Below are 12572 nucleotides of genomic sequence, written 5' to 3'. Positions count from 1 at the left end.
ACCCCGGACACAACCGCTGGAGCAGTGGCATAATGAGCAACCATGAGTGACTTCGAAATCCGCATGCCGTCCGGAACGGACGATCCACTCTCTGATGCGGAGATCCAGCAGTACCGCAAAGAGATCGACCGCCTCGACTGTGTGATTTTGGACGCCATCAAGCGGCGCACCAAGGTATCGAAGGCGATCGGCAAGACGCGGATGGGGTCGGGCGGCACGAAGCTCGTGCACACCCGGGAAGTCGCGATTATTAACCAATTCCGCGATGAGCTTGGGGAGGAAGGCCCGGCGCTGGCAAATATCTTGCTGCGCCTGGGTCGTGGAAAGCTGGGCTAGGCCCAATCTCCCTCTCCCCCGCTTTCGTAGTACCATATCTTGGCAGACAACCATCCGTTTCAAGGAGGAACTATGTCCGATATCACGGCCACGCCAGCCTGGTCTAACTTGGAGAAGCTCCACGCTGCAAAGTCCGACACGACACTGCGCGAGCTCTTCGACCGCGACGCAGACCGCGCGAAGAAGCTCACCTTCGACGCAGCAGGGCTGCACGTCGACCTTTCCAAGCAGCTTATCGACGCCGACGTCGTCGACGCGCTCGTCTCCCTCGCAGATACCGCGCAGCTGCGCACCAAGATCGACGCAATGTTCGCAGGCGAGCACATCAACGACACCGAGGACCGCGCAGTGCTCCACACCGCGCTGCGCCTCCCGGTAGAGGCCCACCTTGAGGTCGACGGGCAGGACGTGGCGGCGGACGTACACGAGGTGCTCGGCCGGATGCGCGACTTCGCATCGGCACTGCGCTCCGGCGAGTGGTTGGGCCAGACCGGCCACACGATCAAGAAGATCGTCAACATCGGTATCGGCGGCTCTGACCTGGGCCCCGCGATGGCAACGAAGGCGCTGCGCGCGTACGCAACCGCAGGCATCACCGCCGAATTCGTCTCCAACGTCGACCCGGCGGACATCGCTGCAGTCCTCGACCGTTGCAACCCGGAGGAAACGCTGTTCGTCATCGCCTCCAAGACGTTCACCACCCAGGAAACCCTCACCAACGCCCACGTGGCGAAGCGCTGGCTCATCGAGCAGTTCGACGGCGACGCTTCCGCCGTGGCAAAGCACTTCGTCGCGGTGTCCACGAACGCGGAAAAAGTTGCCGAGTTCGGCATCGACACCGCGAACATGTTCCCGTTCTGGAACTGGGTCGGCGGCCGCTACTCCATGGACTCCGCGATTGGCCTGAGCCTGATGGCCGTCATCGGCCCGATGGACTTCATGCGCATGCTCGAGGGCTTCCACGCCATGGACGAGCACTTCCGCACCACCGAGTTCTCTCAGAACGTGCCGGTCCTGATGGGCCTGCTCAACGTCTGGTACCGCAACTTCTACAACGCCGAGACGCACGCCGTCCTGCCATACTCCGAGGACCTTTCCCGCTTCCCTGCCTACCTGCAGCAGCTGACCATGGAGTCCAACGGCAAGTCCGTGCGCCACGACGGCACCTCGGTCACCTACAACACCGGCGAGATTTTCTGGGGCGAGCCAGGCACGAACGGCCAGCACGCATTCTTCCAGCTGCTGCACCAGGGCACCTCGCTCGTGCCGGCGGACTTCATCGGCTTCGCCACCCCGAAGGAAGACTTCCCAACCATGACCGGCGAAGGCTCCATGCACGACCTGCTGATGGGCAACTTCTTCGCGCAGACGAAGGTGCTCGCGTTCGGCAAGGACCAGGCCGCTATCGAGGCCGAGGGTGTCGACGCCACGCTGGCCCCACACAAGGTCATGCCGGGCAACCGTCCGACGACGACCATCCTGGCCGAGGAGCTGACCCCGTTCACGCTCGGCGCGCTCATCGCGCTCTACGAGCACATCGTGTTCACCGAGGGTGTGATTTGGGACATCAACTCGTTTGATCAGTGGGGCGTCGAGCTCGGCAAGCAGCAGGCAAACGACCTGGCCAAGGCCGTCGCTGGCGAGGAGACACCGGCAACTGGCGATGCCTCCACCGACGCACTGATCGGCTGGTACCGCGAAAATCGCCGCTAGCGCTTGGTGCATCACTCCTTAGTAGGGCAATATAGGCAGTTGTTTTACCTACAACTAAGGAGTGAACGTGCAAGCCATCATCGACTGGATCGTCAACCTGATGGAGCTTCTCGGCGCCCCCGGCGTCGGGATCGCTATTTTCTTGGAAAACGTCTTCCCGCCGATCCCTTCCGAGGTAGTGCTGCCGCTGGCCGGCTTCACGGTCGCGCAGGGCTCGCTGAGCTACCCGGCGGTGTTCATCTGGTCGGTGATGGGTTCCGTCGCGGGCGCGTTCTTCCTCTACGGCCTCGGTGCCTGGCTGGGCGCCGAGCGCCTGCGCGCGATCGCCGACTGGATGTGGTTGGTCAAGGCGTCGGACGTCGATAAGTCCCTCGAGTGGTTTGATAAGCACGGCCGATCCTCGGTCTTCTTCGGTCGCCTGATTCCGGGCGTGCGCTCCCTCATCTCGATCCCAGCAGGCCTGGACCGCATGAACCTCGCGATGTTCGCTCTGTGGACCGGGCTCGGCTCCGCAATCTGGAACACAATCCTGATCACGCTCGGGATGTACCTCGGTGAAAGCTGGGAGACGGTCTCCCACTACGTGGATACGTACTCGAACGTGGTCTACGTCCTGCTGATCCTGATCATGCTCGGCTTCCTGGCGTACTTCATTCGCCGCTCCATGAAGGAGAAGGCGGCTGGCACTGAGGGCACCACCAAATAACCCGCTCTAAGTCGCCAGCTCCCCCGAGGAATCCCTTCTCTATGAGCGTGCCGCACCGCCGACACGGCTTGTTGTTCCTTCCAAATACGTAGCTCGTCTCCCCGGCGCGTTTGATCCCCGTGGTCACTCGCACCGGGGAGTCTTTGTTCGCCCACATGAGGCGCCGCGCGATCGCCACATGCTTGTCGACGTCCACCTCGCCCACCTCGCGCGCCGGGTGTGTGCCAGCGATGAAGTGGATTTCGGCGCGGTACTCGTTGCCGATTCCTGCCACGAATCGCTGATTGAGCAGCGCACGCCCCATTTCAAGGTGCGGGTGCTCACTGATCCTGCGCACGACCTCTTCCTGATCGAAGTCGGGTGCCAGCATGTCCGGGCCTAGGTAGCCCATCCGCTGCGGGTACTCGCGCGCGGGGAACACCTCAACGAGGCCTAACGAGTGCCCGACGAGTTCGATATCAGGCTTCGGCGCGTCCGCGAGGCGCATCACAACGCGGGCGGTGTGACCGGGCTTGCGCCACCGGGTGCCCGCTCGATGGATCGCCCATGTGCCTTCCATTTTTAGGTGCGTGTGTAGCACCTGTGATTCATGGCCTTCGCGGGAAAACTTCATGAAGAGGTGCTTGCCGTAGGGCCAGACGCGCTCGCAGGTCATGCCGGTGAAATCGACGGTGGCGAAGCGCGGCACGCGGATGCTCGTGGCTGTTACTACGCGGTTCTGCATCCACTGCAGGCGCTTTGACAGCTGATAGACGGAATCACCTTCGGGCATAGTGCCATGTTCCGCTTCCCACGAAGCCTTTGCAACTCTGACACTCCACCAGGAACAATCCACACCCCATAGAACTGGCGTTTGACTGCTGATATTTCGTGTCTGACGCGTCGCTATAGTTACTCTCAACTACTTCAAGGAGGGGACATGAACGACGTAGCTAAGCTCGTTGACCAGGTCATAACCGGCCTGACACAGTTGCGCACGCTTTTCGACGACCCCTCCTCCCTCCCCCTTTCCACCATCGCCGAGGACATCGCACGCCTCGAACACGCGATGGATAAGAAGGCCTACATCGATGCCGCCTTCGCGCAAGTCTGCGCTATCGCCGATGCCGGCAAACTCGTCGGCGCCAACTATCCCGATGCCTACCTCATGGAGAAGCTAGGCATCTCCAGGGGTGAGGCCTACAACCGGCTCGCGCGCGCCAAGGCGATGTTCGCTCCCGTGACGGAGCCGGACCGTGGCGACCTGTTCGATGTGGAGGAGGCGGAGCGCCGTCGCAAAGACCAAGAGCATGCCCGCCGCCGCGCAGACGCGGTCTCCGCTGCCAAGCAAGACATCATCCGACGCGAGACCGACAAGCTGCTCAAAGCCGCCGAGGGCGAGCACATGCGCATCTACGCCCACGCCATGGAGGAAGCAAAGACCCGCGACGAAAAAGACCTACGCCTCACGGTCAAGCGCCTCGTGGATAAGGCGAACAGGCCGCACGCAAGGAAGAACCCCAACGCGGGCTTCGAGAAGCGCGAGGCCGCCCTCGGCAAGGAGAACTCCGATGGCACCTACTACGTGCGCCTGGATATGACCGCAGGCGACTATGCCCTCTACAAAGCGCTGACCGACAAGGGGCTTGCGCCAAACTCCAACATTCCGCTCGAACACCAGCAGGAACGCGACCCCCGCTCCCGTGGCCAGCGTCGCTACGACCAGTTCATGACCATCATGCGCCAATACGAGCACGGCGAGCAGGCCACTAACGGGGGCGCCGCCTCCGTGGTGGTTGCGGTGACGCTCGACGACCTTGCCGGCGCCGACGCCACCACGCTGTTCCAAACCAACGTCGGCGTAGAACTCGACGCTTTCGAATTGGTGCGCCTCGGTACAGATGGCACGTCAGACTTTCTACTCACCGTCGACGGTCTTACCGGTGTGCCGCTGCACCTGGGCAGGTCCAAGCGGCTCGCCTCTGTTGGGCAGCGCATCGCCATGTTCGCCATCCAAGGCGTGTGCTCCTGGGCCGGATGCTCCACCGCGATGAGCGAATGCGAAGCCCACCACATCATTTCGTGGCTGCGTCACGGCGGCACCGACATCACCAACCTCACCGGCCTCTGTCCCACCCACCACCGGTGCAACAACGACCACCGGGACGGCTCCTTCAACAAGGGCTACATGGATTACGACCCCACCACCGGCACCACAGTGCTGGTCAAGGCCGACGGCACCCGCCACGTCAACACCTCGGACCCGGCCATGCACTCGGCGGTTAACCGGCTCCGGAAGAGACGGGCGAAGCCGGTGCCGAAGCCTCCTGGTATCACCCATCGGCCGGTGCCCCACGTGCCGCTGCGACCCTAAACGCGGCCGAAGTTCCTAGTCGTCGAAGGAGAGCTCGTCCAGATCCCCTAGTGCCTCCGTCATGCTGCGCCCGCGCCGCTTCGGTGGTGCAGCCTGCCTGCCTCCGATTCTTACGCCCTTGTGTGTTACCGCCACGCCAAGCTCACGGAGTCGAAACGCGGACTCACCGTTAACAGTTTCGACGTTGAGCGGGCGCATCCTCCCAGCGGCGACGGCATCGGAAAGTGCCTCGATGACAAGTGGTAGCGGGTCTTCGATGCCTTCCGGGAAGGTCTCGAAAAAGGTGGTCAGCTTCTTGCCTCCCCGTGTGACGTGGGCCGCCAGCAGCCCGTCCACCAGCACCACCATGGCTCCTGCCGACCTGGTCGGGCCCGACACCGGCCACGGCAACGCTGCCCCGTAGGGATTGGCAGGGTCGGTGGCGGCGAGCACGTACACCTTCGGGTGGCGTGCTCCCGAGGGCCAGCCGACGACGTCATCGCTGTCCTGCTGGCCACGCAGCCGGTCAATCGTCGCTGGGGTGGAGAACTGCGCCGCGCCGAGCCCCTCAATGAGGTAGCCGCGCAGCGCCTTCCCAGAATCCTCGAACCCAGAGAGCACCTTGTACGCCAGCGCGAAGCCGCCGATGACATTTTCGGCGACGACGGCCCCCTTGGTCACCACCCCGTACCGGTCCAGCCACGCCTCCCCCAGCGCGAGCGAGCGCCGGGTCGGGTCGGTGTCGGGCTGCGGGGTGGCGGCCCACCGTCCCACCATGTCTGGCGGGGCGGTTTGCGTAAACGAAGTCCTACCGGAGCGAATCCGGGAGCGGGAGGGCCTACGCTTCGCGCGGTGGGCGGCCTTGCCGCCGACGAGGCGTGCGCGCAGCGGCGCGAAGGAGTCAGGTGAAACATGGCCGGCCTCGACGAGGTCCCACATGGATTCTCGTAGCTCTTCGGCAGTCGTCGCGGGGTTGAGCAGGTCGCCGAACAGGTAACCACCTCCGGCCGCAAGGGTGTCCATAATGTGCTGCTGCGTGAGTGACAGCAACGGCGGATCGACTTGCGGCATGAGCTGCGCGGCGTAGTCGCTCGGCAGCAGCATGATCCACGGGTCGTTCGCCCCCGCCGACCCGGCGCCTACGATGATGACCTCTCCGGAGGCAGTCAGCTCGTCCAGCATGACCGGCGAGTAGTCCCCCACCCGTGACGGCAAAATGTGGGACTCCCATGCCGAGGCGGGGAGTCGCACGCCCGCGAGTTGCTCGATGACGGAGTACACCCCGTCGGCGCCGCGCAAGGGCGGGGTTGCGCCCGCCGCGGCGACGTTGCTCCAGGCTGGCAGGAAACGCCCGTACGCCGACGAAGACACCGGTCGGGCCTGCGCCCGCGCGGCCGCCAAGGAGCGCGACCGGATCACGCGCAGGACCTCTTGCGCGACGTACTCTTGGTCGTCGACGCCTTGGCGGAAGCGCCCCTCGATGACGGAGTTGGCGTCGACAAGCGGTTGCAGCACCGCGTGGGCAGCGCCGAGCGCGAGCCCGAAGGCGTCGGCAAGCGCGCGCAGCGTGAAGGGGCCGCGGGTGCGCACCCAGCGGCGCACGAGCTGGGCGAGCGCATCGGGGATGGTGGCCACCTGCGCTGCCACCCCAGGTGGCACCGGCACGCCGAGGCCATCGCGCAGCAGTGGGGCGTCGAGCGCCTGCGCGACGTGTTCCCTGCCGCCGATGCGCACCCGCATCACGCGCGGCCCGAGCGACGCCTCGACTCCTGCGAGCGGCACCGTCGTGTAGACCGCGAGCTCGTCCACAGGCACCGGGCCGGTCAGGCGCAGGGTGTCGGCGAACTGTTCCGGCGTCTCGGCGCGGCCGACCCGGCGCAGCGAAGCATCCACCTCGGCGATCACCTCCGGGTCCAGCAGCTCGCGCAGCTCCACGGTGCCCAGCAGTTTGGCCAGCAGCGACGGGTCCAGCGCGAGCGCCGCCGCCCGCTTCTCCGCAAGCGGGGTATCCCCCTCGTACATGAACGCGCCGGTGTAGTTGAACAGCAGCGAGGAGGCGAACGGGCTCGGCTGCTGCGTGGTCACCTCCGCGATGCGCACCCGGCGCGTCTGCAGGTCACGGATCACCTCTTGCAGGGCGGGCAGATCGTAGACGTCCTGGAGGCACTCGCGCACCGTTTCCAGGATGATGGGAAACGACGGGTAATTCCGGGCCACGTCCAACAACTGCTCGGCGCGCTGGCGCTGCTGCCACAGGGGCGCGCGCTTGCCGGGGGTGCGGCGCGGCAACAAGAGAGCGCGGGCGGCGCACTCTCGGAACCGGGAGGCGAACAGGGCTGAGTTGCCCACCTGCTCGGTGACGATGTCGGTGATCTCGTCGGCGTCGAATTGGAACAGGGCCCCGGAGGGTTCGTGCTCGCCTTGGGGCAGGCGCAGCACGATGCCGTCGTCGCCGGCCACAGCCTGGGCGTCCATCCCGGTCTCCTGCGCGATCCGCCACCCGGCGGCCAGCGCCCATGCAGCGTTCACCCCCTTGCCGAACGGCGTGTGCAGGACCACTCGCCAGTCCCCGAGCTCGTCTGTAAAGCGCTCGAGCACCAGCGTCGTGTCGTCCGGTAGCACGCCGGTGGCCTCCTCTTGCTCCTCGAGGTAGGCTCGCAGGTTGTCGCGCGCGTACGCATCGAGCGAATTATCGACGCCCGCCCCGCCACGCACCGCCCTCCTGAACGCGCCGAGCGCCTTGCCGAGTTCGTAAGGGCGCCCGACGCCGTCCCCCGACCAGAACGGCAGCCTGCCGGTATGCCCCGGCGCGGGAGAGACCTGCACCTGGTCGCGCGTGATGTTTTCGATGCGCCAGCTCGTCGCCCCGAGCGTGAACACGTCGCCGACGCGGGACTCGTAGACCATCTCCTCGTCGAGCTCGCCGACGCGGCGCGGCACCCCACCCTCTGCTTCGGCGCCGACGAGGAACACGCCAAACATGCCGCGGTCCGGGATGGTACCCGCATTTGTCACAGCGACGCGCTGCGCGCCCTGCAGCGCCTTGAGCACAGTACCGTCAAGCCAGGCGCGCGGCTTGAGCTCCGCGAAGTCCGTCGAGGGGTACACCCCGGTAACCAGGTCGATGACGGCGTTGAAGACATCCCGGTCCAGGTTGCGATAGGGCCAGGCGCGCGTGACGGTCTCATACCAGTCGTCGAGCTCGAGGTCCTCGACCGCCACCGCGGCCACCGTCTGTTGGGCCAGCACGTCCAGCGGGGAGCGCGGCGTACGCAGCTCCTCGATGAGCCCCTCCCGCATTCGCGGCACGGTCACGGCCGTTTGCACCAGGTCGGAGCGGTGCTTCGGGTAGAACGAGCCGTGCGAGATCGCCCCCACCGTGTGCCCGGCGCGCCCGACGCGCTGCAGCCCGGAGGCAACCGACGGCGGGGACTCCACCTGGATCACCAGCTCCACCGCGCCCATGTCGATACCCAGCTCCAGGGAGGACGTCGACACGACCGCTTTGAGCGTGCCCTCTTTCAGCATCGTTTCTGTCGTGGCCCGCTCGTCTTTGGACACGCTACCGTGGTGGGCACGCGCGATCACGGGTACTGCCTCCCCGGCGAGGTCGACTCCTTTGCCTAGCTGTGCAGGGGGGCGTCGAGTAGCGGGGCTGAGCGCTTCGGGGTCGTGCTCTTTGGCCCACAGCTCGTTGAGCTGGCTGGTGAGCCGCTCCGCGGTGCGCCGCGAGTTCACGAAGACGATCGTCGAGCGGTGCGCCATGACCTCCCGGTAGACCGACTCCGCGATGTGTGGCCAAATCGACTTCGGCGCCGGCGGCATCAGCGCCGTGGTCTCCCCGTCGAGGTCCAGCACGTCGTCGACGATGGCGTCCCCAATTGTCGACGCCTCCTCCGGCACCGGCAGGTCGCTCATGTCAGCCACCGGCACCCGTACCGCGAGGTCCCAACGCTTCTCGCCTGGCGGCTGAATGATCGTTGCGCGCGGCCCGAGGAAGTCCGCTACTGCCTCCAGGGGACGCACCGTCGCCGACAGCCCAATGCGCTGAAAGTCCCCTGCGATGCGCCCGAGCCGCTCCAGCGACAGCGCCAGGTGCACGCCGCGCTTCGTGCCCGCGAGCGCGTGAATCTCGTCCACGATCACGGTATCCACCGTCCGCAGGATGCCTGCGGCCTTCGAGGTCAGCATCAAATACAGCGACTCAGGCGTGGTAATCAGAATATCCGGCGGCTTGCGCACCTGGCGGGACCGCTCCGCCTGTGAGGTATCGCCCGAGCGCACCGCCACCGAGACGTCCGGCATGTCTAGCCCCATGCGCTGTGCTACGCGCCCGATGCCACCGAGCGGGGCCCGCAAATTGTTTTCGACGTCCACACCAAGGGCCTTCAGGGGCGAAATATATAAGGTCCGCACGCCGCCATGGCTGCTGGTGTTTGCCCCATCGATCGGCAGCGCCTGCTGCCCGTCGCGCTCCACGAGCGAATTCAGCGACCACAAAAACGCCGCCAACGTCTTGCCGGAACCGGTAGGTGCGACAACCAGGGCGTTGCCGCCGTCGGAAATCGTGGCCCACGCCTGCTCTTGCACTGGCGTGGGCGCCTCGAATACTTCCTCGAACCAGGTCGCCACCTGCGGTTTGAAGCGTTCGAGGATTCCTTTGGCCATAGGCGCCACAATACAGATACTGCAGGCAGCCGAAAAGAAATGGTTCCTTTGGCTGGTTTCGCGCTAAAGTCGAAGCCATGACTGCTCAGTATTCAGACTCTCGGCTGACAAACTTGATTGCGCAAGGCACCGGCGAAATCCTCAAGGGGATTCGTGGTGTTGGCCTTCTCCGCGGACGTGAACTCGGAGAAGCCGGCGATGACCTGGCACAGAATTGGATCGCACGCGTGCTTGAGCAGCACCGCCCGGGCGATGCATTTTTGTCCGAAGAGGCAGCCGATGACCACTCCCGCCTCAGCAACAACCGCGTCTGGATCGTTGACCCACTCGACGGCACGAAGGAGTTCGCAACCGGCCGCCAGGACTGGGCCGTGCACATCGCGCTCGTCGAAGACGGCGTCCCAACCCACGCGGCAGTGGGGCTGCCGGACCTCGGCGTCGTATTCAAGTCTTCCGACGTGCGCCACGTCTCGGGGCCGTTCGCGAAGAAGATCGCTATGTCGCGCAACCGCCCGCCGGCGATCGCCCCGTTCGTCGCCGATGCCCTCGGCTTTGAAACCAGCCCCGTTGGTTCCGCTGGTGCGAAGGCAATGCACGTCCTGCTCGGCGATTTCGACGCCTACGTACACGCCGGTGGCCAGTACGAGTGGGACCAGGCAGCACCGGTCGGTGTGTCTATGGCTGCGGGCCTGCACTGCTCGCGCCTCGACGGCTCGCCGCTGAAGTACAACAACAAGGACACCTACATCCCGGATCTGCTCATCTGCCGTCCGGAACTTGCCGACGACATCCTGGAAGCCTGCGCGAAGTACTACGACGAGCACGGCTCCTTCGAAGGGGTCGTCGCGAAGTGAGCCTGGTGACTCCATACGAAGACCTCCTGCGCGACGTTCTGGAAAACGGCACTGATAAGGGCGACCGCACCGGCACCGGCACACGAAGCGTCTTCGGTCGCCAGCTGCGCTACGACCTGTCCGAATCATTCCCCCTGCTGACCACCAAGAAGGTGTACTTCAAGGGCGTCGTGGGCGAGCTACTGTGGTTCCTCCGCGGCGACTCCAACGTGACCTGGTTGCAAGAGCACGGCGTGCGCATCTGGAACGAGTGGGCCGATGAGAACGGCGAGCTCGGCCCGGTCTACGGCGTGCAATGGCGCTCTTGGCCCACCCCTGACGGAAAGCACGTGGACCAGATTTCACGGGCACTCGAGCTGCTGAAGGACGACCCTGATTCGCGCCGCAACCTGGTGTCAGCGTGGAACGTCTCCGAGCTCGAGCAGATGGCGCTGCTGCCGTGCCACCTGCTGTTTCAGCTGTATGTGGCCGACGACAAGCTGAGCCTGCAGGTCTACCAGCGCTCCGCCGACATGTTCCTTGGGGTTCCCTTCAACATCGCCTCCTACGCGCTGCTCGCGCATATGTTTGCGCAACAAGCGGGCCTTGAGGTCGGCGAACTCATCTGGACCGGCGGGGACTGCCACATTTACAACAACCATTTCGACCAGGTGCGCGAGCAACTCTCCCGGGAGCCGCGCCCCTACCCGCAGCTCAAGCTGCGGAAGGCAGCGTCACTGTTTGACTACGACTTCTCCGACATCGAAGTCGTCGGCTACGACCCGCACCCGACGATCAAAGCGCAGGTGTCCGTCTAATGCTGGGCGCGATCTGGGCCGAAAGCGCTGACGGCATCATCGGCGACGGCGTGGGCATGCCCTGGCACCTGCCCGAGGACCTGCGCCACTTCAAGGAAGTCACGCTGGGGCACCCGATCATCATGGGCCGCAAGACCTGGGACCACCTCCCCATCAAGCCGCTGCCGGGGAGGACCAACCATGTGTTGTCCTCGCGCGAGCCCGGCGAGTGGTCCGACGGCGCCTTCGTGTCCCGCGACATCCCGGACCTGAGAACAACCGCCTGGATCATCGGCGGCGGCCAGGTCTACGAAGCAACCATCGACGAAGTGGACGTCATTGAACGCACGATCGTCGATGTCCGCGTCGCGGACAAGCTTGGGGCGTCCGCGGTCCGCGCGCCGCGCGTCACCGATGACTTCGCTATTGTTTCTGATGGCCCGTGGCAAACCTCCGCCAATGGCACCCGTTTCAAGTACCAACGCCTCGAAAGGTTAGGCCCCAAATCATGACCACTCCCGAAACCTCTTCCCACGTCACCATCTTCGTAACCGATTGGTGCCCGTTCTGCAAGAAGCTTCGCGAGCGCCTCGACCGCACCGAAACCCCCTACGACGTCGTTGATGTCGAAGCCGAAGGCGCCGAGGACGCCGCCGCATGGGTCGAGTCTGTCAACGACGGCAACCGCGTCGTCCCCACCGTCCTCTACTCTGACGGGACGCACGCGACCAACCCAGCCGCGTCCGCCGTCCGCGCGAAGCTGCGCGAACTGACCGGCGAAGAGGCCTAACACCCGGGAAAATAGACGTACCGTCGCGGGCGACCGCGACTTTGGCATCACTTCTGTCCTGCGGTACTGTTATTCGAGTTGCCCCAGTAGCTCAGGGGATAGAGCACGGCTCTCCTAAAGCCGGTGTCGGAGGTTCGAATCCTCTCTGGGGCGCAATTGTCCTCAGTCGCGACATAGTTGACAACTCAGTCGCGACATGGTGGACAAACCGGTGCCTTGGTTTTTATTTTTCCGAGGCACCGGTTTTGTGTTTAGGCCAGTGGAGGTTGGCCTTTTCGCCAGTATGGTTTTTGGTAATTGCGAGACGTGTCGATGTAGTGCTCGGTGATGATTTCGCCGGTCTCTTTTAGCGATGTGGTCACGTGGTTATCGGTGATGACCATCAGGATGTGTTTGC

Annotated in this window: 10 protein-coding genes, 1 tRNA gene and 1 pseudogene; 9 read left to right on the top strand and 3 right to left on the bottom strand. The window is 64.7% G+C overall.

Annotated elements, in window-relative coordinates:
• Positions 1-42: 42 nt before the first annotated feature.
• From BJP08_RS06895 to BJP08_RS06885, 3 genes are all read left to right on the top strand, one after another.
• Positions 43-336, top strand: a complete 294-nt coding sequence (locus BJP08_RS06895; RefSeq protein WP_071568906.1) for a chorismate mutase — start codon at positions 43-45, stop codon at positions 334-336.
• 72 nt (positions 337-408) lie between these two features.
• The gene (gene pgi / locus BJP08_RS06890) at positions 409-2049 is read left to right on the top strand and encodes a glucose-6-phosphate isomerase (RefSeq protein ID WP_071568905.1); all 1641 of its coding nucleotides are present in this window, start codon (positions 409-411) and stop codon (positions 2047-2049) included.
• 67 nt (positions 2050-2116) lie between these two features.
• The gene (locus tag BJP08_RS06885; RefSeq protein ID WP_143110043.1) at positions 2117-2755 is read left to right on the top strand and encodes a DedA family protein; all 639 of its coding nucleotides are present in this window, start codon (positions 2117-2119) and stop codon (positions 2753-2755) included.
• Here BJP08_RS06885 and BJP08_RS06880 read toward each other — a convergent pair.
• Positions 2700-3527 (bottom strand): DNA-formamidopyrimidine glycosylase family protein, encoded by an 828-nt coding sequence (locus BJP08_RS06880; RefSeq protein WP_071568904.1) that lies wholly within the window; start codon positions 3525-3527, stop codon positions 2700-2702. The two genes, BJP08_RS06885 and BJP08_RS06880, sit on opposite strands and share 56 nt — an antisense overlap.
• Before the next feature lie 147 nt (positions 3528-3674).
• On the opposite strand from BJP08_RS06880, the gene BJP08_RS06875 reads away from it, so the two are divergent.
• Positions 3675-5108: an HNH endonuclease signature motif containing protein gene (locus BJP08_RS06875; RefSeq protein WP_071568903.1), complete on the top strand. Its 1434-nt coding sequence runs from the start codon at positions 3675-3677 to the stop codon at positions 5106-5108.
• A 15-nt stretch (positions 5109-5123) separates the two neighbouring features.
• On the opposite strand, the gene BJP08_RS06870 is transcribed toward BJP08_RS06875, so the two are convergent.
• On the bottom strand, positions 5124-9755 hold the full coding sequence (locus BJP08_RS06870) for an ATP-dependent helicase (protein WP_071568902.1): 4632 nt from the start codon (positions 9753-9755) through the stop codon (positions 5124-5126).
• Positions 9756-9832: 77 nt separating this feature from the next.
• On the opposite strand from BJP08_RS06870, the gene BJP08_RS06865 reads away from it, so the two are divergent.
• From BJP08_RS06865 to BJP08_RS06845, 5 genes are all read left to right on the top strand, one after another.
• On the top strand, positions 9833-10609 hold the full coding sequence (locus BJP08_RS06865; RefSeq protein WP_070362842.1) for a 3'(2'),5'-bisphosphate nucleotidase CysQ: 777 nt from the start codon (positions 9833-9835) through the stop codon (positions 10607-10609).
• Positions 10606-11406: a thymidylate synthase gene (locus tag BJP08_RS06860; protein ID WP_071568901.1), complete on the top strand. Its 801-nt coding sequence runs from the start codon at positions 10606-10608 to the stop codon at positions 11404-11406. The genes BJP08_RS06865 and BJP08_RS06860 overlap by 4 nt, the downstream gene beginning before the upstream one ends.
• A complete protein-coding gene (locus BJP08_RS06855) occupies positions 11406-11897 on the top strand; it encodes a dihydrofolate reductase (protein ID WP_071568900.1) in 492 nt (163 codons plus the stop codon). Before BJP08_RS06860 ends, BJP08_RS06855 begins: the two co-directional genes overlap by 1 nt.
• A complete protein-coding gene (locus BJP08_RS06850; RefSeq protein ID WP_071568899.1) occupies positions 11894-12175 on the top strand; it encodes a mycoredoxin in 282 nt (93 codons plus the stop codon). The genes BJP08_RS06855 and BJP08_RS06850 overlap by 4 nt, the downstream gene beginning before the upstream one ends.
• 80 nt (positions 12176-12255) lie before the next feature.
• Positions 12256-12328: transfer RNA gene (locus BJP08_RS06845), tRNA-Arg, on the top strand.
• A 98-nt stretch (positions 12329-12426) separates the two neighbouring features.
• Here BJP08_RS06845 and BJP08_RS11420 read toward each other — a convergent pair.
• A pseudogene (locus tag BJP08_RS11420) lies at positions 12427-12572 on the bottom strand (IS481 family transposase); the annotation flags it as partial.

The organism is Corynebacterium sp. NML140438, assembly GCF_001875725.1.
GTDB lineage: Bacteria > Actinomycetota > Actinomycetes > Mycobacteriales > Mycobacteriaceae > Corynebacterium.
This window is presented reverse-complemented; position numbering and strand designations above follow the sequence as displayed.